General features: G+C 59.1%; 26 protein-coding genes and 1 pseudogene. 15 read left to right on the forward strand and 12 right to left on the reverse strand.

The features are described from left to right. From BN1128_RS08975 to npr, 9 genes and pseudogenes are all read left to right on the forward strand, one after another. Positions 1-119 (forward strand): annotated as a pseudogene (locus tag BN1128_RS08975) (3-deoxy-D-manno-octulosonate 8-phosphate phosphatase); the annotation flags it as partial. Beyond that, positions 116-676, forward strand: a complete 561-nt coding sequence (gene lptC / locus BN1128_RS08980) for an LPS export ABC transporter periplasmic protein LptC (RefSeq protein WP_042867838.1) — start codon at positions 116-118, stop codon at positions 674-676. The pseudogene BN1128_RS08975 and the gene lptC, both read left to right, overlap by 4 nt. Next, positions 663-1,190 carry a lipopolysaccharide transport periplasmic protein LptA gene (gene lptA, locus BN1128_RS08985; RefSeq protein ID WP_042867839.1) on the forward strand — a complete coding sequence of 176 codons (528 nt, stop codon included), beginning with the start codon at positions 663-665 and terminating at the stop codon, positions 1,188-1,190. The genes lptC and lptA overlap by 14 nt, the downstream gene beginning before the upstream one ends. A 3-nt stretch (positions 1,191-1,193) precedes the next feature. Then, positions 1,194-1,919: an LPS export ABC transporter ATP-binding protein gene (gene lptB, locus BN1128_RS08990; RefSeq protein ID WP_042867841.1), complete on the forward strand. Its 726-nt coding sequence runs from the start codon at positions 1,194-1,196 to the stop codon at positions 1,917-1,919. A 65-nt stretch (positions 1,920-1,984) separates the two neighbouring features. After that, complete coding sequence (locus BN1128_RS08995; protein WP_042867843.1) at positions 1,985-3,424, forward strand: RNA polymerase factor sigma-54; 1,440 nt, start codon at positions 1,985-1,987, stop codon at positions 3,422-3,424. Positions 3,425-3,445: 21 nt separating this feature from the next. Then, positions 3,446-3,733, forward strand: coding sequence for a ribosome hibernation promoting factor (hpf, locus tag BN1128_RS09000; RefSeq protein ID WP_005305957.1), 288 nt, complete (start codon positions 3,446-3,448; stop codon positions 3,731-3,733). A gap of 2 nt (positions 3,734-3,735) precedes the next feature. Further along, positions 3,736-4,182, forward strand: coding sequence for a PTS IIA-like nitrogen regulatory protein PtsN (gene ptsN, locus BN1128_RS09005; protein ID WP_042867845.1), 447 nt, complete (start codon positions 3,736-3,738; stop codon positions 4,180-4,182). Positions 4,183-4,224: 42 nt separating this feature from the next. Further along, entirely contained in the window at positions 4,225-5,091 is an 867-nt protein-coding gene (gene rapZ, locus BN1128_RS09010) for an RNase adapter RapZ (protein WP_042867848.1), read from the forward strand. A gap of 20 nt (positions 5,092-5,111) precedes the next feature. Then, positions 5,112-5,384, forward strand: a complete 273-nt coding sequence (gene npr / locus BN1128_RS09015; RefSeq protein ID WP_005314403.1) for a PTS phosphocarrier protein NPr — start codon at positions 5,112-5,114, stop codon at positions 5,382-5,384. Between the two features lie 18 nt (positions 5,385-5,402). Here the strand turns inward: npr and BN1128_RS09020 are convergent, their stop codons facing one another. From BN1128_RS09020 to BN1128_RS09075, 12 genes are all read right to left on the reverse strand, one after another. Continuing rightward, on the reverse strand, positions 5,403-7,307 hold the full coding sequence (locus BN1128_RS09020) for a BglG family transcription antiterminator (protein WP_042867852.1): 1,905 nt from the start codon (positions 7,305-7,307) through the stop codon (positions 5,403-5,405). Between the two features lie 104 nt (positions 7,308-7,411). Continuing rightward, positions 7,412-8,152, reverse strand: coding sequence for a 2-dehydro-3-deoxy-phosphogluconate aldolase (gene dagF / locus BN1128_RS09025; protein ID WP_042867855.1), 741 nt, complete (start codon positions 8,150-8,152; stop codon positions 7,412-7,414). Between the two features lie 108 nt (positions 8,153-8,260). Next, complete coding sequence (locus tag BN1128_RS09030) at positions 8,261-9,376, reverse strand: DgaE family pyridoxal phosphate-dependent ammonia lyase (protein ID WP_042867858.1); 1,116 nt, start codon at positions 9,374-9,376, stop codon at positions 8,261-8,263. Continuing rightward, positions 9,360-10,499, reverse strand: coding sequence for an amidohydrolase/deacetylase family metallohydrolase (locus tag BN1128_RS09035; RefSeq protein WP_042867860.1), 1,140 nt, complete (start codon positions 10,497-10,499; stop codon positions 9,360-9,362). Before BN1128_RS09035 ends, BN1128_RS09030 begins: the two co-directional genes overlap by 17 nt. Positions 10,500-10,541: 42 nt before the next feature. After that, the gene (locus BN1128_RS09040) at positions 10,542-11,192 is read right to left on the reverse strand and encodes a DUF4310 family protein (protein WP_042867862.1); all 651 of its coding nucleotides are present in this window, start codon (positions 11,190-11,192) and stop codon (positions 10,542-10,544) included. Positions 11,193-11,203: 11 nt separating this feature from the next. Beyond that, positions 11,204-11,980 (reverse strand): DUF4311 domain-containing protein, encoded by a 777-nt coding sequence (locus tag BN1128_RS09045; protein WP_042867863.1) that lies wholly within the window; start codon positions 11,978-11,980, stop codon positions 11,204-11,206. Positions 11,981-12,020: 40 nt separating this feature from the next. Then, a complete protein-coding gene (locus BN1128_RS09050; RefSeq protein WP_042867865.1) occupies positions 12,021-12,317 on the reverse strand; it encodes a DUF4312 family protein in 297 nt (98 codons plus the stop codon). Then, on the reverse strand, positions 12,317-12,682 hold the full coding sequence (locus tag BN1128_RS09055) for a glycine-rich SFCGS family protein (RefSeq protein WP_042867867.1): 366 nt from the start codon (positions 12,680-12,682) through the stop codon (positions 12,317-12,319). Before BN1128_RS09055 ends, BN1128_RS09050 begins: the two co-directional genes overlap by 1 nt. Then, entirely contained in the window at positions 12,683-13,045 is a 363-nt protein-coding gene (locus BN1128_RS09060) for a transcriptional regulator (protein ID WP_042867868.1), read from the reverse strand. It lies immediately after the preceding gene. Between the two features lie 317 nt (positions 13,046-13,362). Continuing rightward, entirely contained in the window at positions 13,363-14,502 is a 1,140-nt protein-coding gene (gene degS / locus BN1128_RS09065) for an outer membrane-stress sensor serine endopeptidase DegS (protein WP_042867871.1), read from the reverse strand. Between the two features lie 89 nt (positions 14,503-14,591). Beyond that, positions 14,592-15,953 carry a Do family serine endopeptidase gene (locus BN1128_RS09070; RefSeq protein ID WP_042867873.1) on the reverse strand — a complete coding sequence of 454 codons (1,362 nt, stop codon included), beginning with the start codon at positions 15,951-15,953 and terminating at the stop codon, positions 14,592-14,594. Positions 15,954-16,034: 81 nt separating this feature from the next. Next, complete coding sequence (locus BN1128_RS09075) at positions 16,035-16,415, reverse strand: Z-ring associated ZapG family protein (RefSeq protein ID WP_042867875.1); 381 nt, start codon at positions 16,413-16,415, stop codon at positions 16,035-16,037. A 140-nt stretch (positions 16,416-16,555) separates the two neighbouring features. Between BN1128_RS09075 and zapE the strand changes: the two genes are divergently transcribed. The 6 genes from zapE to BN1128_RS09105 all read left to right on the forward strand — a co-directional run bounded on the left by zapE (position 16,556) and on the right by BN1128_RS09105 (position 21,590). Further along, positions 16,556-17,650: a cell division protein ZapE gene (zapE, locus tag BN1128_RS09080; protein WP_042868273.1), complete on the forward strand. Its 1,095-nt coding sequence runs from the start codon at positions 16,556-16,558 to the stop codon at positions 17,648-17,650. A 266-nt stretch (positions 17,651-17,916) separates the two neighbouring features. Beyond that, a complete protein-coding gene (gene rplM, locus BN1128_RS09085) occupies positions 17,917-18,345 on the forward strand; it encodes a 50S ribosomal protein L13 (protein ID WP_042039071.1) in 429 nt (142 codons plus the stop codon). Between the two features lie 15 nt (positions 18,346-18,360). Next, positions 18,361-18,753 (forward strand): 30S ribosomal protein S9, encoded by a 393-nt coding sequence (gene rpsI, locus BN1128_RS09090; protein WP_042019610.1) that lies wholly within the window; start codon positions 18,361-18,363, stop codon positions 18,751-18,753. 295 nt (positions 18,754-19,048) lie between these two features. After that, on the forward strand, positions 19,049-19,639 hold the full coding sequence (gene petA, locus BN1128_RS09095; RefSeq protein WP_005305890.1) for a ubiquinol-cytochrome c reductase iron-sulfur subunit: 591 nt from the start codon (positions 19,049-19,051) through the stop codon (positions 19,637-19,639). A gap of 2 nt (positions 19,640-19,641) precedes the next feature. After that, the gene (locus BN1128_RS09100; RefSeq protein WP_042867879.1) at positions 19,642-20,859 is read left to right on the forward strand and encodes a cytochrome b; all 1,218 of its coding nucleotides are present in this window, start codon (positions 19,642-19,644) and stop codon (positions 20,857-20,859) included. Then, positions 20,856-21,590: a cytochrome c1 gene (locus BN1128_RS09105; protein ID WP_042867880.1), complete on the forward strand. Its 735-nt coding sequence runs from the start codon at positions 20,856-20,858 to the stop codon at positions 21,588-21,590. The genes BN1128_RS09100 and BN1128_RS09105 overlap by 4 nt, the downstream gene beginning before the upstream one ends. Positions 21,591-21,631 lie beyond the last annotated feature (41 nt).

Genomic DNA, 21,631 nt, shown 5'->3' on the forward strand with positions numbered 1-21,631 from the left:
TGGCCCGGGCCGACATGGTGACCCGATTGGCCGGTGGGCTGGGTGCTGTGCGCGAGGTGTGCGACCTCATTCTGCAGGCACAAGGGCTGGGTGACTATCAGCCAGAGGCCTCGGTATGAGCAGACAGACGCTGCTGTTCGCCCTGCTGTTTCTGGTGGCGCTGGCCGCCTGGCAGCTCGGCGACATCGAGCTGGTGCCGGAGCCGACCGCCAAGGTCGAGAACTATCAGCCGGATTTCACCGCCAAGAATCTGGTCACCACCCGCTTTGATGTCGAGGGTCGTCGCACCGAGCGGCTGGAGTCGGAGTATGCGGAGTATTACCAGCTCCTCGAACAGGCCACCTTCAACAAGCCGGTGGTCTACATGTTCGACAAGCAGGGCGAGGCCGAGTGGAAAGTCACGGCCGATACCGGCGTGCTCAACACGGATGACAACGTGATCCTGCGGGACAAGGTACATCTGGACGGCCTGCTGCCCGCCTCCTTCATCTCCACGCTGGATACCCCCTATCTGGAGCTGGATCTGGTGACCCAGAACGTGAGAAGCAATCAGCAAGTCAGCATAGTGGGTAAGGATTTCCAGACCGAGGGCGTTGGCCTGAAGGGTCATCTGGAACGCAAATATTTTGAATTACTGGACCAGGGCCATGCCATATATTTCAATGAAAAACGTTAATCTGGCCCTCGCGGCCCTGCTGCTGTGCGGCACCGTGAGCGCCAAAGAGTCCGACTTTGCCGAGAAGGTCTACGTGGATGCGGTCAAACAGGTGGCCGAGATGCAGGACAATCGCATTACCTTCAGTGACGATGTCATCATCACTCAGGGCACCATCAAGATTAAGGCCGACAAGGTAGTGGTGATCCGCTCCGGCGAGAAAGGGGCCGAGGTCATGACGGCCTATGGCAATCCCGCAACTTTCTTCCAGATCCTGGACAACGGCAAGCCGGTCAACGCCCACGGCAACAGCATCCGCTACGAGCTGAAGAACCGGCTGGTGACCATCACCGGCAATGGCCAGCTCAAGCAGGAAGACAGCCAGGTCAACGGCGATCTGATCCGCTACGACATCGTCAAACAGAAGATGATCGCCGAGAGCAAGGGCCCGACCCAGCGCGTCAAGACTGTGTTCCTGCCGGATCAGGTAGAGAACTTCGACAAGCCAGCCGATCAGAAGAAGCAGGGAAAATAAGCCATGGCAGTGTTGAAAGCAGTCGGCCTGCAAAAAAGTTACAAGCGCCGCATGGTGGTCAGCGATGTGAGCCTGGAAGTGGGTACCGGCCAGATCGTCGGGTTGCTAGGCCCAAATGGTGCCGGCAAGACCACCTCCTTCTACATGATAGTGGGGCTGGTGCAGAGCGATGCCGGTCTCATCACCATAGACGATCAGGACATCAGCCTGCAGCCCATGCATATCCGAGCCCGCAACGGCATAGGCTATCTGCCGCAGGAGGCCTCCATCTTCCGCCGCCTGTCGGTGTTCGACAACCTGATGGGGGTCATGCAGACCCGCAAGGGGCTGAGCCGCGAAGAGCGGGAAGACAAGGTCGAACAGCTGCTGGAAGAGTTCAATATCACCCACATTCGCGACAACCTGGGTCAGAGCCTGTCCGGAGGGGAGCGGCGCCGGGTCGAGATCGCCCGCGCGCTGGCGGCCGAGCCACGTTTTATCCTGCTGGATGAGCCGTTTGCCGGGGTCGACCCCATTTCTGTGATAGACATCAAGAAGATCATCCAGCATCTGAAAGATAGGGGCCTGGGCGTCTTGATCACCGACCACAACGTCAGAGAGACTCTGGACGTATGCGAGAAGGCTTATATCGTCAGCCACGGCAAGATGATTGCCGAAGGTGCACCGGCCGAGATACTGGCCGATGAACAGGTCAAGCGCGTCTATTTGGGCGATCAATTCAGTCTATAGTAAGGGGGCATCTCTTCATTTCCTTTGACGACTGCCTCGCTGAACATAAGGATATCCCGACGTAGATGAAGCCGACATTACAGTTGCGTCTCGGTCAGTCCCTGACCATGACGCCGCAATTACAACAAGCGATTCGTCTGCTCCAGCTCTCCACTCTGGAACTCCAGCAGGAAATTCAGCAAGCGCTCGATAACAACCCCTTGCTGGAGCAAGAGGAGAATGAGGTGCAGGAGACCAGCCCGGAAGAGCCGGTCGACGCCAGTCAGCTCGACTCCAGTGATGCCATGGCCCAGGATCAGATGCCGGACGAGTTGCCGGTGGATACCACTTGGGAAGATGTCTATTCGGCCGGCACGGCCCAGAGCGCAGGCCCCATCCACGATGGGGAAGACAGCGTCTATCAGGGTGAAACCACCGAAAATCTGCAGGACTATCTGCTGTGGCAGATGCGACTCACGCCATTCAGCGATCTGGATGCCGCCATTGCTCTCGCCATCATAGATGCCATCGACGATTCTGGTTATCTGACCGTCTCCCTCGAAGATATACAGGCGGCGGTGAGCAGCGAGGATGTAGAGGTAGAACTCGACGAGGTCGAGGCCGTGCTCAAGCGAGTGCAGCATTTCGATCCGGTCGGCATCGCCGCCCGCTCGGTGCAGGAATGCCTGTTGATCCAGCTCGGTCAGTACGCCCCCGAACTGCCCTGGCTCACCGAGGCCAGAGAGGTGATCAACGAGCACATGGACTTGCTCGGCAATCGCGATTATCGCACCCTGGCGCGCAAGACCCGGCTCAAGGAGAGCGACCTCAAGGAGGTACTGGATCTCATCCAGCAGCTGGAGCCCAGACCGGGCAATGGCATCATACAGAGCGACTCCCAGTACGTGATCCCAGATGTGACCGTGGTCAAGAAGGGCTCCAAGTGGGTGGTCGAGCTCAATCCCGATTCCGCGCCGCGCATCCGGGTCAACGAGACCTATGCCGCCATGGCCCGCCAGGCGCGCACCAGCCAGGATACCCAGTTCATCCGCTCTCATCTGCAAGAGGCCAAGTGGTTCATCAAGAGCCTGGAGAGTCGCAATGACACCCTGCTCAAGGTGGCCAGCTGTATTGTCGAGCAGCAGCAGGGCTTTTTCGAGTATGGTGAAGAGGCCATGAAACCCATGGTGCTCAACGACATCGCCGAAGCGGTGGAGATGCATGAGTCGACCATTTCCCGGGTAACGACCCAGAAATACATGCATACGCCCCGCGGCATCTTCGAACTGAAGTTTTTTTTCTCCAGTCATGTGAATACCGAAGGAGGAGGAGAGTGCTCATCGACCGCAATTCGCGCGCTGATCAAGAAGCTGGTGACGGCAGAGAACCCCGCCAAGCCGCTAAGTGATAGCAAGATCGCGGATTTGCTGGCCGAACAGGGTATTATGGTGGCGAGACGCACGATCGCAAAGTACCGTGAATCCTTGTTGATCCCGCCATCCAATCAGCGCAAACGCCTGGTTTAGGCAAAACAAAAGGAAGACGTTATGCAAATTAACCTGACCGGACACCATGTCGAGATCACCGAAGCTCTGCGTGATTATGTGAATAACAAATTTGCCAAACTCGAGCGTCACTTTGACCACATCAACAATGTTCATGTGGTGTTGAGCGTAGAAAAACTGAACCAGATCGCCGAAGCCAAGCTGCATGTCAGCGGTGGCGAGGTGTTCGCCAATTCACAGCATGCCGACATGTATGCTGCGATTGATACCCTGCTGGACAAGCTGGATCGGCAGATCATCAAGCACAAAGATAAGTTAAATCAAAAATAACTATGCAACTTGAACACATACTGAGTCGGGACTGCACCAAAAGTGCGGTCCCTTGTACCAGCAAGAAACGCGCCCTTGAGATCATCAGTGAATTAGCCGCTGAACGCCTGGGTACCTCTCGTCAGGCGTTATTCGAGTGCCTGCTGGCCAGAGAAAAGATGGGCAGTACCGGTATCGGTGCCGGTATCGCCATTCCCCACGGCCGGATCGGTGACGAGTTTCCGCCGACCGCCATCCTGATGACTTTTGCAGAGCCTATCCCCTTCGACGCCATCGACAATCAACCGGTTGACCTGCTCTTTGCCCTGCTGGTGCCGGAAAGTGAGTGCAAGCAGCACCTCAAAACCCTTTCCCTGATGGCATCCAAACTGGGTGACAAGGCGGTTTGCCGCCAGTTGCGCCAGGCAACCAGCGATGAAGATCTCTATCAGATCATGACCTCGGCCTGATATGCAGGCCCCTGTCATGACCCCAAGCGGTGAGGGAACAAGATGCAATTAATAGTGGTAAGTGGGCGCTCCGGCTCGGGCAAGACAGTTGCCCTGCGTGTGCTGGAGGATCTCGGTTATTACTGCGTGGATAACCTGCCGGTCAACCTGCTGCCCCAGTTGATCGTGTCGGTCGAGAGCCAGTATGACAAGCTGGCGGTCAGCATTGACGTGCGCAACCTGCCGGTGAGCCCGGACAAGCTGGAGACCCTGCTGGCCCAGGTGCGCAACGAGGGCCGGGTCGAATTTTCCAGCTTCTTCTTCGATGCGGAAAATTCCACCCTGCTCAAGCGCTACGGCGAGAGTCGCCGGCTGCATCCCTTGTCGCGCAAACAGCTGTCGCTGGATGAGGCGATCCGGGAAGAGACCCACCTGCTGGCACCGCTCTCCTCTACCGCCGATCTGCGCATCGACACCACCAACCTCAGCATTCACGACCTGAGCGAGCTCATCAAGACCCGGGTGCTCGGCAAGAAAGAGAACGAGCTGGTGCTGGTGTTCGAGTCATTCGGCTTCAAGTACGGCATCCCCAAGGACGCCGACTTCGTGTTCGATGCCCGCTTCCTGCCCAATCCGCACTGGATCCCCGAACTCAAGCCCTTTACCGGCAAGGACGAGCCTGTGGCCCGTTACCTCTCCAGCCAGCCGGACGTGATGCAGTTCATCCTGCAGATTGAGCACATGCTGGCGACTTGGCTGCCGCATCTGGAGCGCAACAATCGCAGCTATGTGACTGTGGGGATTGGTTGCACCGGTGGTCAGCACAGATCAGTGTTCATCGCCGAACAGCTGGCCAGCGCATTCCGGCTGCAGGGCAAGAACGTCCAGATCCGCCACCGCACCCTCGACAAGAGTGCGCCGCAATATTGATGGACCAATAGGAAGATCAGATGACCGTCTCAGCCTCTGTGGAAGTGAAGAACAAACTGGGTATGCATGCCAGACCGGCCATGATGCTGTTCGAGCTGGTACAGGGCTTCGACGCCCACGTGCTGCTGCGCAACGAGGATGGCATAGAGGCCGATGCGGACAGCGTGATCGGCCTGCTGATGCTGGATTCCGCTCAGGGCAAGCAGGTGGAGGTGCAGGTGGAGGGCCCCGAAGAAGTGGAGGCGCTGGCTGCCGTGGTGGCGCTGTTCACCTCCGGCTTCAACGAGGAGTGACTCATTCCCCGCCCTGGTTCAGGAACCGGTGCGCGCCAGCCCCTTGAAGCTGGCAAAATCCCGACAAGCCAGCAGATTCTTGCTGGCTTTTTCGTTCATCAGCGCCAGAAACAGATCGTAGAGACCCATTGCCTCTTCGTAGTCCGTCTTGCTGATGGCCAGCACGAATATCAAAGTGGCTGTCTCGCCGTTGCCCCAGTCGATTCCCTGAGGTGCCAGCACTGTATAGACCAGGGTGCGGCGGGCCAGCAGGCCGAGGGAGTGGGGCAGGGCTATGCCTTCTCCCAGCAGGGTGGAGACGATGCGTTCTCGTTCGTGGAGTGAACTTCTGAACCCCGCTTCTACCAGGTCTTCCTGTTCCAGCTGATCGCAGATGCGGGCGAACAGCTGGCCCTGGTTGAGCGGCTCATTGATCACCATGAAGTGGTCGGCATCGAAGTATTTGTCGAGCAGGTAGGGGCGGGTGCGGTCGATCAGCACCAGCTTGCCAAGCTGTTCCAGCTGATACTGGGTCGGGAAGGGGGCGACTTGCACCACGGGCGCGTTCTTCTCGCCCACCTTGATAGTGCTGATGACGAAGTCCTGCTCGATCCGCGCCAATCCCTCGTAATCTCGCACCGACTCCAGCGTCGTCAGCTGGAGCTGGGGATATTCCCGCTTGATGCGCGCCTCCAGCACCCGGAAGGTGGCGTTGCCGGCGTCGCACAGCAGCAGCGCCTGGGGACGGCGGGTGTAGCCGATGTCGTAGTGGCGCTCCAGCCCTACCCCGATATGGATTACCAGGTAGCCGATCTCGTGGTGGGTCAGCCGGTAAGGGGTCTGTTTTATCCACTCAGAGATGGCAGCCAGCGTGATGTCGTAGGCGAGGGGATAGTACTGCTTGATGTGATCCGCCAGTGGATTGTGGCTGCCAATCTGGTATTTGACCCGCAGCAGCATGGCGCTGATGTGGGTCTGCAGATCCGCCCGCAACTGCAGATCGCCGCGCAGATCATAGGGGTAGTGCTGGTGGATATAGGCGAGCAGATGCTCGACCAGCTGCTCGCTCTCGGCGGCCATGGCCGGGCTGAGCCTGGGCGTGTCGGCGGTGAGGCGGGCCTGGATCTGGATGGCGAGGCAGGCGATCTCCTCTGCTCCCGGTGGTGTCAGGGTCGGCAGCTCGGTGTAGATGTCGCGGGCTACGGCGGCCAGCGTTGTTGTGATGTCGTCGCTGGCAAACTGGCGCAGCTCGTGGCCGGCTGCCTGGCGCAGCAGGGCGACTGCGCAGTAAATGGCGAGCTGCTGCAGGCTCTCGTCGGCGAGGCGCAGCTGGTGATGGCCGAGCTGGGCATGGATGTGATTGCCCACTACCTCCAGCGTCTTGCTGGGGCAAAGGTTGGGCAGCAGGCTCTGCAACTGGTTGTTGTGGATCAGCTCCTGATAGAGCAGCTGGGTGAGGCAGGCCCGGATCGCCGTCTCGCTCCCCTGGATGCGCATGCCCAGCCGTGGCTTGCTGTCGATGAGCAAGCCAAAGTGGGCGAGCCGCTCCCGCACCTCCGCCATGTCTCCCTGCAGTGCCGCCCGGCTCAGATACCAGGTATCCGCCAGCTCGTCGAGTTTGATCCCCTGTTCCGCCGTCAGCAGCAGGATCTGCAGGTGCAGCACCCGCTCGCGGCTGGTGCGCGGCAGGCTGCTCTCCTGCTCCTGGGCTGCCAGCAACTCGTCAAACAACCCCTGATTGTAAATCTTGAGCTGGTAGCCACTGCCGCGCTGGTGGATCAGGTGGGCGCCGTGGGTGGCGATCAGCTCGTTGAGGGTCGCTACGTCGGTGCGCACCGTGCGGGTGGAGACATTGAGGCGGCGAGCCAGCTCCTCCTGTGGCAGCGGTTCTGCATGGAGCTGGGTCAGCAGTTGATGGAGTCTGGGGTGGGGCAGCTTGGTCATGAGGGGGGACTGGACTCCTGTCGCGAAATAAAGGGTCGATGTTAACAAGCGGGTCATTAACAAGCCAGGCACCGGCCAGTGATCGGACCGGTGCCATCTTTTCGTCACGCCAGCAGCCGCTTCACCGTGGCCAGCAGGGTGCGCACATCCTCGGGGCGTGTCTGGCCGCTCTCGCTGTCGATGATGGAACTGTAGACGTGGGGGATCACCTTTTCGACACCGGCGTCCAGTGCGATGCGGACTATCTCCTCGAAGTTGTCGAGATCGATTCCACCTGTGGGTTCCAGCCAGAAGCTGTGGCGAGCACAGGCTTCGGCGACCGCCTGATACTCGTCACGGCAGGTGAGGCCACCCATAGGGAAGAACTTGACCGAACTGCCGCCCATGTCCTTGAGCAGGGCGATGGCGGTATCGATGGGCACAATCCCGTCCGGCTGCTGGGCACTGAAGGGACCGGTGGAGATCTTCACCAGACCCGGCGTGCCGGTGGGGGAAATGAGGCCATTGACCAGTGTCTCTGGCTGGCCCAGCAGCGCCCGGCTGGCACCGACCCCGGTGAACACCTGATTGACGTGCTGGGGCTGCAGCTGGCAGGCCAGCTCGGCCACCATGGCGGACTGGCGTGGATCGCCCGCCCCCAGCCCGATGGAGAGGGCGTTGTCGATGAGTTTCGCGTACTCCTTCATATCGGCGACCGCAGAGGACACATCCGGATAGTTCTTGGAGAGCACACCGACCAGCACATGGCCTTCGGCCGCCTCATAGATGTCGACGGCATTCTGTTTGGACCCTGCCAGCACGTTGAGGCAGACACGGTTGCGGTAGTAATTGGGAGTTAGGGACATCAGTGATCCTCCTGAATTAGATATGGTCTTCGATGACGGCATACTGTTTGGAACCCGCTAATACATTGAGGCAGACGCGGTTGCGGCAGTCATTGGGAACAAGGGACATCAACGGTTCTCCTGAACGAGGTTGGCAATGGCGGCATGGATCTGGTCGAGCTGGGGGATGGTGACACTGCGCACATCGATCTCGACATGCCCCTCGTTGGCCTTGTAGCCACGGCAGTAGATGGCAGGATTGCCCTGTTGCAGTCGAGTCACCAGTTGCACTGTGGTCATGCCGATCTGCTGGTGATCAAAAGCGATATCGGTGCGGGCTATGTCGCGCCCCGCGCTGTCCCACACCACTTTGGCGCTGACGCCCGGCAGCAGATTGAGTCGCTCGATGAAGGGGGCCATCTTGGCAACCATGGCGGCGCCGCTCTCCTTCTCTTTTTCCAGATAGCGCTCGATGGCATGAGTCAGGCCGAGGATCCCCTCCTTGCCCACCTTCATGGCGCGGCCTATGCCGTTGGCCTGCTGCTTGACCCACTCCACATACTGGCGTTTGCCGAGCACCAACCCGCTGGTGGGGCCTTCGATGGCCTTGGCACCGCTGTAGATGACCAGATCCGCCCCCTGGTTGTAATAGAGACGCAGATCCTCTTCGGCCGCCGCATCGACGATCAGTGGCAGCTGGTGGGCCATGGCCACCTCGGCCGCCTCTGCCACCGACAGAATGCTCTTCTGCACGCAGTGGTGGGACTTGATGTAGAGAATGGCAGCTGTGTTGGCATTGATGGCAGCGGCCAGCTGGGCAGGGGAGCACTCATTGGCATAGCCAGCCTCCACCACCTTGCCTCCCCCCAGATTGACCATGGTGCCGACCGGCGCGCCGAAGTTGACGTTGTGCCCCTTGGGCAGCACGATTTCACTCGGCACCCCGTGGGCATGGGCATGCAGCTGCTCCAGCCGGTAGGGGTCGCCACGCACTATCACGGCGGCCACCGCCTGGGCTATGCCGGCGCTGGCGCAGGAGACCACCACAGCATCTTCCACATCCAGCAAGCCTGCCAGATAGGCGCCTGTCTTGTTGACCAGATCCTTCACCTCGAAGTAGTGGCCCAGGCCGAAGTTGACCGCATCGACCACCTCCTGCTCGGGGGTGGAGACGCCGAGAATGGTCATGCGCCCGGAGGCGTTGATCACAGGTTTGAGCTGATATTTCTCATAAACAGAAGGCATGGTGTGATTTCCCATAGTGAGTCAGAACCAGTTCGCCCCCCACCAGGGCGGCGAGGGGAAGCAGTTGTAGATCGCCGCTGCGCGATTGCGCCTCGGTATCCATAAACAGGGTCGGGCCGCTGGCCAGTTCGAACAGGGTCAGATCGGCATCCGCGCCCACCTCGAGTCGTCCCTTGCCGGTCAGGCGAAGCGCATCGGCGGCATGGTCGGTGACGCAGGCGAGCACCTGCTCCAGCGTCATGCCGATGGCGAGAAACTTGGACATCACCTGGGCCAGGCTGTAGACGGGCCCCTTGATACGGTTTTTGCAGTAGATGTCGGAGCTGATGGTGTGGGGTAGTATCCCCTGGCGGATGGCAAGCTCCGCCACCTCGAAGCTGAAGCTGGCGCCGCCGTGGCCTATGTCGAGCAACAGGCCCCGTTTCATCGCCTCGCGTACCGCGACCCGCAGCTCGCCGGCCGGGGTCAGGATGCGGTTCGGTTTGCCGTTGAAGCAGTGGGTCAGCAGGTCGCCATCCCCCAGCAGGGCGACTATCTCGTCAAGGTCCGGCGGCGTGTTGCCCACGTGCACCATCAGCGGCAGCCGGCCGTGGGCCTGCTGCAGCGCCTTGGCCATGCGCAGCGGCTGCAGGCCGTTTTCACCCACCACACTGCCGCTCATGCGCGCCTTGATGCCGACAATAAAGCTGGGGTGACGGGCAATGGCTGCCGAGGCGAGTGCCATGTCCAGATCCCGGCTGTTCGCCAGCTCGTTCTGGCGCAGCAGGCCGATGCGGGAGATGTTGAGCAGGGCATGCACCCGGGTCTTGCAGCCCGAAGCGAGGCGCTGGAAGTCGTCCACGTCGTCGGCGCCTGTGCTGCCCGCGTCTATGACGGTGGTGACGCCGGACTCCACGCCCACCTTGTCCGGCTCATCGTGATAGATGGGGGAGGCGGGATAGCAGTGGGTGTGGCCGTCGATCCAGCCCGCACTTACATGCACCCGGCCAGCCAGATCCAGGGTTTGCTTCGCCTCGGTCTTTGCCGGCAGCTGGCCGAGGTCCGCTATCTTGCCGTCCCGGATGGCGATATCGATGAGCTCGCCATTTCCCTGGCGTCCCGCTCTGATGATCATGTCATGCATGGTGATGACCTCGAAGAGGCCGCCCCGCAGGGCGGCGGGGGCTTATGCAAGGGCGACCGGGAAGAAGGTGCCGAGCAGCATGGCACCCAGGATGGCACCGCCTGTGATGGGCTTGTTCCACACGTAGAACAGCAGTGCACCCAGCAGGGAGCCCAGCCCAATGGGGATGGAGGCGCCCATGGCGGAGAGGATGATCAGGGGGCCCAGGAAGCGGCCCGAGCTGTTGCCAGCTCCCATCATCACATCCGCCCCGTAGGTGGAGTTGCTCTGGTTGATGGTGAACTTGCGCGCCAGGATGATGATGCCGCCGATGGCGACCCCTATGGCCATGCCGGTCGCCAGCGAGGCACCGAAGTTCTCCACCGGGTAGAGGATGCCGGCACCCAGCAGCAGGGCAGGCACGCCCAGGCCGACCCCGGTCTGAATGGCGCCGCCTATATCCAGGATCCCCACCAGGGAGCCTTCTATGATGCGGGCAAACAGGAAGCTGGCACCAAAAGCCGCCACCGCGCCGTAGGCCCCTGTGTCCATGCCGGCTTTCAGCATGGCGACGAAAGCCACCTCGTTGAAGGCGCCGACCCCGTACAGGTAGTACATGTGGGTCCCGGCAAAGACGCCGGCCGAGAGCAGGCCGACGAAGATGGGGAAGGACCAGTCGGCGTACCAGAAGTTGTTTTTCAGTTTCTCATCCATGTGGTGGCCCCTTATTTGCCGCTAAGCAGGTTATGGACGTTCTCCAGCCACAGGGGAATGCCCATATGGAAGGATTCAATCAGTTTCATATCGAAGCCGCGGAAGAATCCGCTCAGCACGAACAGCAGCACTATGGCGGCCATCATCACGCGAGTGACGTGGTTCCAGCCGCTCTCCTCCACTCCCTTGCCGATCAGGATGCCGAGCACCAGACCCGGTACCGCGTTGCCCATGATGAGCTGCGCCAGACCGCCGAAGATGGTGGCCCAGAAGCCGGATTTCTTGCCCGCCTCTATGGCTGCCAGCCAGAAGATCACCGGCATGACGGTGTTGACCAAGAGATTTGCAGCCGGCACCAGCACCTTGACGGCGGTGACTTGCAGGGCTTCCGGCACTGCGGCGGCCGTGCTGTTGAGGAAAGCGACGACGATGGCGCCTATGATGCCGCCGGCGATGGCCATCTTCTTGGGATCGTGCAATGTGGTGGCGAGATCCCGGTTCTTGACCAGCAGTGCGGCCGTGGCCCAGTGCGGAATGATGCGGTGATCCACGTCCTGAGTGAAGGCTCCGGCCGCCACGGTCGAGGCCCAGGCGTTGAAGAAGAAGCCGAGGCCGAACGAGAAGTGGGAGGCAGGATCCCCTTCGCAGGAGTTGAGCTCGCCCAGGGTACGGAAGGCGCCCATGCCCTGTACGGTCGGGGCGTGGAACATGCGTGCCGCGCCAGCCCCCACACCGACGCCCACCAGGCCGCCGATGATGAGTGACTTGATAAATATGATTAGAAACATCCAGGGTATCCTTCTTGTTAGGGGGGGCCAGCGGGTGGCGTCACACCAGGGTGAACGTCACTTGCTCGGCGTCCAGGCTGGTGACCTTGACCGTGATCTCCAGCTGGACGCGGAACTCGCGGCGCTGGCGCGGCAGGAAGAAGAACAGGAACTTCTCCACCCGAACCGACTCTTCGGCCTTGAGCACCTGCACCTCGACCGGTTCGATCCGCAGCATCACGCGCGGGTTGTCCTTGAGCAGACTATGCTGCACCTGGCTGAGGGCGGCGGCGAACGCCTGCTGGCGGGTCGCCCCCTTGCCGTTGACAATGACCTGGGTGGTGAAGTTCTCTTTCATCAGACGCGTCCGTGCTTCTTGGCGAAGGCTTCGACCAGCTTCTGGCCCAGCTCTTCCTTGTCCATGAAGCCGAAGCCCAGCACCACGCAGCCGTCATTGATGGCGGTGACACCTTCCTCGACGGAGCGCATGCCGTAGCGGCACTTGTAGCCGTACTTGGTCTGGGCCGTGATGGCGCCGGCGCCGCCGCTGCCGCAGAAGGAGATGCCGAGATCCGCCTGCTCCTTGTTCATCACATCACCGAGCTTCATGTCGGCGGCCATGCCAGGGATCACGGTCACGATGGCGCCGGCGGTTTCTGCCCCGGCACCCACTTTCTGACCCTTGCCGAGGCGATCTCCAATCACGAGTTTGATGGCTGACATTTAGATATCTCCTTTGAGTGAGCTGAGTTCGTTTTCTTTGGCGACTTCGAAATGGACGGACAAGAGGTGCGCCTCTTCATAGGCCAGCTTGTCCAGCCAGGCGACGACCTGCTCGGCCAGTCGCAGGGAAAGGGGGGAGATCTCCTCGAACAGGCTGAGGTCGATCTCCGGCAGGGACTCGCCGCTATGGGAGCGCCACACCATGGCCTTGACGTGGGAGGCCAGCATCTGTTTCTGCACCTCGTTGGGACGAATGCCCTGCTCGCCGAGCAGGGAGTGGATGCGTGCCAGGACCAGGTCGGTCTGGCGTAGCAACGCCGGGCTATCCGGGGTCAGGTTCTGGTCATGAGTCTCTGTTTGCAATGTCTGCTCTCCAAGGCTGGCAGAAGGGATGGCTTTACCCTAAGCCCGCAGGGGTGCGCAGAGGAGGCAGCATTTTTCCAATTCGAAGCGGAAATTCCTGCTCGACTGGGCTGAAAACGACGTTTTTTGTGCGTTGGAGGGGGAAAGGGCTGCTATCGGGGCCGACTTAGTGTGATCGGTGGCGCACTTGGTCCGCGGGTCTGGCCCGACAAGGCTTGGTGGAAACTGTGAGTCGCCTCACGGATGGCAAGGAAAATAAGAGGGCATTGAGATGACAAAGGGCGGAATCCCGCCCTTGTGATGGAGAGGGCCGGGCGTCAGCTGGCAGCAGCGGCGCTCGCGTTGGAATTGCCCTTGTTCTGCTGCTTTTGCTGGTAGCGCAGGTCTTCTTCTATGGTGACTTGCACCTCCAGTGGCTTGCCATCACGAAACACCGAGATGGTGAGCTTGGTGCCGGGGCGGCTTTCGACGATCTTGTCCATGGCGGAGCGCACGCCACTGATGGCTTCCCCGTTGATCTTGAGCAGCACATCGCCTCGCGTCAGCCCGCCCCTGGCCGCCGGGCCGTTGGGATCCAGGCTCTCGATCACCAGGCCGCGCAGATCGCCCAGGTTCATCATGCGGGCCACTATGGGGTTGATCTCGACGCTGGAGATGCCGAGGTAGCCGCGGATGACCCGGCCATTGGCGATCAGCTCGTCCATGATCCGCTTGGCCAGCTTATAGGGGATGGCGAAGCTGATGCCGTAGCTCTCCTGATTGCCGTTGAGGTGATAGGCGGCGGTGTTGATGCCGACCAGGTCACCGCGGGCGTTGACCAGGGCGCCACCCGAGTTGCCCTCGTTGATGGCGGCATCGGTCTGCAGCAGATCCTGCCGGCCGTTGCTGTCCGGCCCCATGCTGGAGAGGCCGATCCGGCCGGTGGCACTGATGATGCCCTGGGTGATGGTCTGGCCGACGTTGTAGGGGTTGCCGATGGCGAGCACCACATCCCCCACATCCGGCAGCCGTTCTGGATCCTGCGGGATCACCGGCAGGTTGTCCGATTCTATGTAGAGCACCGCCAGATCGGTCAGCTGATCGGTGCCGACCAGCTCGGCACTGAACACACGGCCATCCTGCAGCGCGACTATGATCTGGTCCGCATCGGCGATGACATGGTAGTTGGTCAGCACATGGCCACGTTGGCTCATGATGACGCCGGAGCCCAGCCCCTGAGGCCTGAGTTCGGCCTGGTTGCCCTGATTGCGGGCGAAGCTGCGGGTATAGATGTTGACGACGGCAGGGCCAGCCCTGTGGGCCGCATAGGAGAAGCTCAGCTCGCGAGCATTGGTGATGATGCCGGGCAGCTGGGCACCGCCCCGGAAATCGGGAAACAGCAGCAACAGGAGAGCCGCCACGGTTAAACCGAAGCCGACAGACTTGCCCAAGTAACTGATCAAAGGTGGGATTTTCATGTCATTCTCATCCGTACATGCAGCGGGCAGAGAATAACACTATCGGTGGATAAAAATCACCCGCGGCGAGGGCCGCGGGTGTGAGGGCGTTAACGTATCACCAGGTAGAGGGAAGACTCCCCGCGCTGGATGTTCAGTGCCAGCACCTCTGGCTTGTTCTTGAGCGCCTTGGTCAGCTCGTCCAGCGAGTTGATGCGCAGACGGTTGACCCCGATGATGATGTCGCCCTTCTGCAAGCCGGAGGCGGCGGCAGGGGAGCGAGGATCGATATCGGAGACGGCTACACCGGTGACCGGTTCGGCGGTGGTGCTGAGCTTGGCCCCTTCCAGTGCCGGGTGCAGCACGCTGGCGAGGATCTCGCTGTCATCCGCCTTCTTAAGGATGACCTTGACGGTCTGCTCCTTGCCATCGCGGATGAGACCCAAGGCGACCTGCTTGTCGGCCCCCATGGTCGCTATCTTGGCGCGCAACTCACCGAACGAGCGGATGGCTTTGCCATCTATGCTGATGATGATGTCGCCCGCCTTGATGCCGGCCTTGGCGGCGGCGGAGTCGGGCATGACCTGGTTGACGAAGGCGCCATCCTTCTTGTTGTAGCCGAAGGTCTTGGCGATCTCTGAGGTCAGCTCGGTCCCCGTGATCCCCAGCTGGCCACGGCGTACTTCACCGTACTTGACTATCTGTTCGGACAGATCGCGCACCATGTTGGACGGAATTGCGAAGCCGATGCCGATGTTGCCACCGTTCGGGCCCAGGATGGCGGTGTTGATGCCGATCAGCTCACCGCGCAGGTTGAGCAGGGCGCCACCCGAGTTGCCGGAGTTGATGGCTGCATCGGTCTGGATGAAGTTTTCCAGATTTTCGATGTTGAGGCCGCTGCGGCCCAGGGCGCTGACGATGCCGGAGGTGACTGTCTGGCCCAGGCCAAACGGGTTGCCGATGGCCAGCGCATAGTCACCGACTCGCAGTTCGTCCGAATCGGCAAACTTGATCTGGACCAGATCCTCGGCCTTGATTTGCAGCAGCGCTATGTCGGACTGCTTGTCTTCACCTATCTTCTTGGCCGCATATTCACGACCATCTTTCAGATTGACCTTGATCTCGTCCGCCTCGTGCACGACGTGGGCGTTGGTGATCACGTAGCCCTTCTTGGCATCTATGATGACGCCTGAGCCCAGCGCCTGGAAGGGCTGCTCGCTCACCTGCTCGTCAGGCATGTTGGGGCCGAAGAAGAAGCGAAATTGTTCCGGCAGACGCTGGCGGGTGATTTTTTTGCCAGAGACGGAAATGTTGACCACGGCAGGCGTGACCTGTTCGAGAACCGGCGCCAGGCTCGGCATCTCCTGGTTGTTCGCCAGCAAAGAGGGCAGTGCAGCCTGCACAGGTGCCGCTGACATGGCGATACCGACACTGAGGGCTAACACACTGAACACAGAAAGAGGTTTACGCATATGAAAAACAGCTCCCAGAAAAAGTTGCAATGCAATCGTCAAGGTCTGACCACGATACAGCGCAATTAGTTCCGCAAGGAACTAGCTGGACTGCTTGAGCAGACCGGAGGCGCCGGCATAGTCACGGGGGGGGATACCCGGTTCTTCATTGGCCGGTGCATCGTTGCTCTCGTCGAGCAGCGCTTCGCGGAACAGCGGCTCCTGTGCCTTGGCCAGGAATTTGCTCTGCTCTGCCATGTGGCGATAGAGGGTCTGATACTGCTCGGCCAGCTGCTCCATCAGGGCGGCGCTGTCGGCAAAGTGGGTATTGATCTGGCCCTGGTAGCTTTCCAGCTCCGTGTGCGCTTTTTTCAGCTCTTGTTCCAGACGTCCGGCATCCCGGCTGCGCACAGTGAAGCGACCGATGATGATACCGATAATCAAGGCGGCGACAGCCAGCAGGATCCCGTTTAACAGACTCATAGATGCTCCTTGTTACAGCTAAATCAATGTGTGTTGATGCGGCCCGGATGGCCGCTACGCCTTGATGGCACTATACCGTGCCCCCCGAGAGCGTGATACCATTTTGTCCTTCATTCAAGGACTTGGAGGCGGTTGACAGGATGACCCCGCAGCAAAAATATCAGCAGGATTTGCAGCGCCCCGGCTTTGTGGCCGACCCAGCTCAGGCGATGGCCGTGACCCGCCTGGAGCGACTCTATCAGGATTTGTGCCAAAGCCCGACTCCGACCAGATCCCGCGGCCTGTTGGGCTGGTTGCAAAAGCCCAAGGCCAAGGAACCCGTCCTAGGGCTATATATGTGGGGCGGAGTGGGCAGAGGCAAGACCTGGCTGATGGATACTTTTTTCGAGAGCCTGCCGGGGACGCGAAAACTGCGGATCCACTTCCACCGTTTCATGCACAAGGTGCATGACGAACTCAAGGGGCTGACCGGCCAGGCCGATCCGCTCAAGCTCATCGCCAGCAAGCTCGCCGGCGAGATAGACGTCATCTGTTTCGATGAGTTCTTTGTTTCCGACATCACGGATGCCATGCTGCTGGGAACCTTGTTCCAGGCGTTGTTTGGTCACGGCGTGGTACTGGTGGCCACCTCGAACATACCGCCACAGGATCTTTATCGAAATGGCCTGCAGCGCGCCCGTTTTCTGCCAGCCATCGCATTGATCGAGCGTCATTGCGAGATACTTAACGTGGATGGTGGCATCGACTATCGCTTGCGTACTCTGGAGCAGGCTGAGATTTATCACTCTCCGCTGGATCAGCAGGCAAAAGCGAATCTGGATCGTTATTTTCAACAGTTAACCGGGGTGGAAGAGGCTCGGGCGGGCAGTGTCGAGATCAACCATCGTCAATTGACGTCGCTGGGGATGGGAGAAGGGGTGCTCTACATGGCGTTCGAGCAACTTTGCTGCACTCCTCGCTCACAGGGCGACTACATAGAGCTTGCCCGACTGTTTCACACCGTGTTGCTTGCTAATGTGCAACCAATGGGGGCGGGCACGGATGACGCGGCTCGCCGCTTCATCGCCATGGTGGACGAGTTCTATGAACGGCACGTGAAACTCATCATGTCGGCGGCTGTCCCCATGACAGAACTCTACGGGGACGGGCTGCTGAATTTCGAATTCAAACGTTGTCTTTCACGGCTTCAGGAAATGCAATCGCACGAATACCTTGCCAGAGTGCACCTTCCTTAGTCACAATACCGCGCCTGCCAGTCGGATGGGCATCTGCGGCAGGTAGGGCCGGGCGACATTTGCTAGCTTCATGGCAGTGAAATTAGCAGGTGATATTTAAGGCAACTTCACTTATAATCGCCCGGCCCACGTTACAGCTGTCGATAAGACAGCAACACTTTAAGCTTTACTTGTATTCGAAGGGGTACAGGTAGGCCATCGTTTGTTGTTTGTGGGAGAGCCCCCATAAGCAATTGGGTCTGTAACAGGTAATTGGGTTTAACTTAATGAAAACTTTCGTTGCCAAGCCAGAAACCGTAAAACGTGACTGGTACATTGTGGACGCAGAAGGTAAAACTCTGGGTCGTATCGCAACCGAGATCGCTTCTCGTCTGCGTGGTAAGCACAAAGCTGAGTACACTCCGCACGTTGACACCGGTGATTACATCATCGTTGTAAATGCTGAGAAGGTACACGTAACCGGTAAGAAATTTACCGACAAAATGTACCATGCTCACTCCGGTTTCCCGGGTGGTATCAAGTCAATCAGCTTCGACAAGCTGATCAAGCGTAAACCGGAAATGGTAATCGAAGCTGCTGTCAAAGGTATGCTGCCGAAGGGTCCTCTGGGCCGTGCCATGTTCCGTAAACTGAAAGTTTACGCAGGCGCCGAGCATGCTCATGCTGCTCAGCAACCTCAAGTACTGGATATCTAATCGGGAACTGGCAACATGGCAGAAAATCAATACTACGGTACCGGCCGTCGCAAAAGCTCCACTGCTCGCGTGTTTATCAAAGCGGGTAGCGGTAAAATCATCATCAACCAGCGCTCCCTGGAGCAGTACTTTGGCCGTCCGACTGCCCGCATGGTAGTTCGTCAGCCGCTGGAACTGGTTGAGATGACCGAGAAACTGGATCTGTACATCACCGTTAACGGTGGCGGCATCTCCGGTCAAGCTGGTGCAATCCGCCACGGTATCACTCGTGCTCTGATGCAGTACGATGAAACCCTGCGTGCCGAACTGCGTAAAGCAGGCTTTGTTACTCGCGATGCCCGTAAGGTTGAGCGTAAGAAAGTCGGTCTGCACAAAGCTCGTAAGCGTCCGCAGTACTCCAAGCGTTAATTCGCTTTTGGTACGCACTCTCACGAGTGTCAAAAAAGCCTGGCCATGTGCCAGGCTTTTTTTATTGGTAATATTACCTACGCCAATGCTAACACCACGTCACAAAAGACAAATATTTGTGTATTTATTGTTTTTGCCCTTCGCTTCTCTTTCTTGTCAAGTTGTTATCTTTTCTTTAAAATTCCCTCGGTTTTTCTGTGACAATTGTAACTCCGCTTCCGCCGCTGTTGTCACGGAAGAAAGGGGAACAGGGACACAATAAGAATGTGCGGAGTCCACATGGGAGAGTTTTTGGATGAGCAATGCGCCAGTTGATACCGGTCGCCGCAGATTTCTTACCTGGTCAACGGTCGCCGTTGGTGGGGTAGGAGCTGCTTTTACCGCAGTGCCGTTTATAAAGTCATGGAACCCGAGTGCCAAAGCCAAAGCGGCGGGTGCTCCGGTAGAAGTGGATATCAGTAAGTTGGAACCAGGCCAGCTCATCCGCGTGGAGTGGCGAGGCAAACCGGTCTGGGTAGTAAAACGTACCAAGCAGACGCTGGATGCCCTGGCCGCCCATGATGACAAGTTGCGCGATCCAGCCTCCGACGAACCCCAGCAGCCTGACTATGCCCACAACGGGTACAGGTCCATCAAGCCGGAAATTTTCGTGGCCGTCGGCATTTGCACCCATCTGGGATGCTCTCCCTCCTATCTGCCGGACAACTTCGGTGAACAGGTTCAGGGCGTGACTTCCGGATTCTTCTGCCCGTGCCATGGCTCCAAGTTCGACATGGCTGGTCGAGTGTTCCAGGGGGTGCCTGCACCCTTGAACCTGGTCATTCCGCCGTACCAATATCTTAGCGACACCACCATCCTGGTCGGTGCCGACGGCAAGGAGGCTTGACCATGTTTGCCAAACTGATGGGCTGGATCGACTATCGCTTCCCGCTCACTGCCATGTACAACGACCATATGGCCAAGTACCCGGCGCCAAAGAACCTGAACTTCTGGTACTTCTTCGGCTCGCTGGCCATGCTGGTGCTGGTCAACCAGATCATCACCGGCATCTGGCTGACCATGAACTACAACCCCTCCGCAGAAGGCGCCTTTGCCTCCGTGGAGTACATCATGCGGGATGTGGACTACGGCTGGCTGTTGCGTTACATGCACTCCACAGGCGCGTCTGCGTTCTTTGTGGTGGTGTATCTGCACATGTTCCGCGGCATGATCTACGGCTCCTACCAGAAGCCGCGCGAGCTGTTGTGGATCTTCGGCATGTTGATCTTCCTCTGCCTGATGGCCGAGGCCTTCATGGGCTATTTGCTGCCCTGGGGCCAGATGTCATTCTGGGGGGCTCAGGTCATCATCTCGCTGTTTGGCGCCATTCCGGTGATCGGCGACGATCTGACCCTGTGGATCCGTGGTGACTATGTCATCTCGGGGGCAACCCTGAACCGCTTCTTCGCGCTGCACGTCATCGCGCTGCCGCTGGTACTGGTGATGCTGGTGGCCATGCACATCCTGGCGCTGCACGAGGTGGGCTCCAACAACCCGGACGGTATCGACATCAAGAAGCACAAGGACGAGAAAGGCTGGCCGCTGGATGCGGTGGCATTCCACCCTTACTTCACCGTGAAGGACATGATCGGGGTGGCAGGTTTCCTGTTTCTGTTCTGCGCCATCATCTTCTTCAAGCCGGACATGTGGGGTTACTTCCTCGAGAAGCCGAACTTTGAAGTGGCCAACGGCCTGAAGACCCCGGCGCACATAGCCCCCGTGTGGTACTTCACGCCCTTCTACGCCATTTTGCGTGCGGTGCCGGACAAGTTGCTGGGCGTCATCATGATGGGTCTCTCCATCGTAGTACTGTTCCTGCTGCCCTGGCTGGATCGCTGCAAGGTGCGCTCGGTGCGTTACCGCAGCACCCTGCACAAGCTGAACATCGCCCAGTTCGTGGTCTGCTTCGTCATTCTCGGTGTTCTCGGCGTGTTGCCATCGACCCCGACCCTGACGCTGATTGCCCAGATCTGTACCTTGGGTTATTTCGGGTTCTTCGTTCTGCTGTTCTTCTACAGCAAGAATGAAAGCACCAAGCCGCTGCCGGAGAGGGTGACATTCAAATGAAAAGAATAATTTTTGCAGTGCTGACCCTGCTGCCGACGCTGGTATTTGCCAATACCGGAGCCGTGCATCTGGACAAGGCCAGTTATGACCTGAACGACAAGGCGTCCCTGCAGCGTGGTGCCACCACCTTCATGAACTACTGCTTTGGCTGCCACAGTACCCAGTACCAGCGTTACAACCGGGTTGCGGCAGACATAGGTATTCCAGAGGACCTGATGGCGGCCAACCTGATCGTCAACGGTGCCAAGATCGGTGATCTGATGGAAAACTCGGTTTCAGAGAAGGACGCGGCCAAGTGGTTCGGTGCGCCCCCCCCCGATCTGACCCTGGTGGCGCGAGTGCGCGGTGCAGACTGGATCTACACCTATCTGCGCTCCTTCTATGTGGACGAGACTCGTCCGTTTGGCGTGAACAACGTGGTGTTCCCGTCCGTGGGCATGCCCCACGTACTGGAGCCGCTACAAGGCACGCCGCGTGCCGAGTTTGCTACTCATACGGTCGACGGGGTAGAAACCCAGCAGGTTGTCAGTGTCAAATCTGACGGCAACGGTGAAATGAATAACGAAGAGTATGATCAGACGGTACTGGATCTGGTAAACTTCTTGGTCTACTCGGCTGAACCGGTACAACAGGAGCGCGAACGCATGGGCTTCTGGGTACTCGGATTCATCGTGATCTTCTTCATCTTCACTGTGCTGTTGAAGAAGGAATTCTGGCGCGACGTTCACTAAGCGACCAGATCCGGGTACTATAATGCACGGCAATGAAGACC

This window comes from Aeromonas piscicola (genome assembly GCF_000820005.1).
GTDB classification, from domain to species: domain Bacteria; phylum Pseudomonadota; class Gammaproteobacteria; order Enterobacterales; family Aeromonadaceae; genus Aeromonas; species Aeromonas piscicola.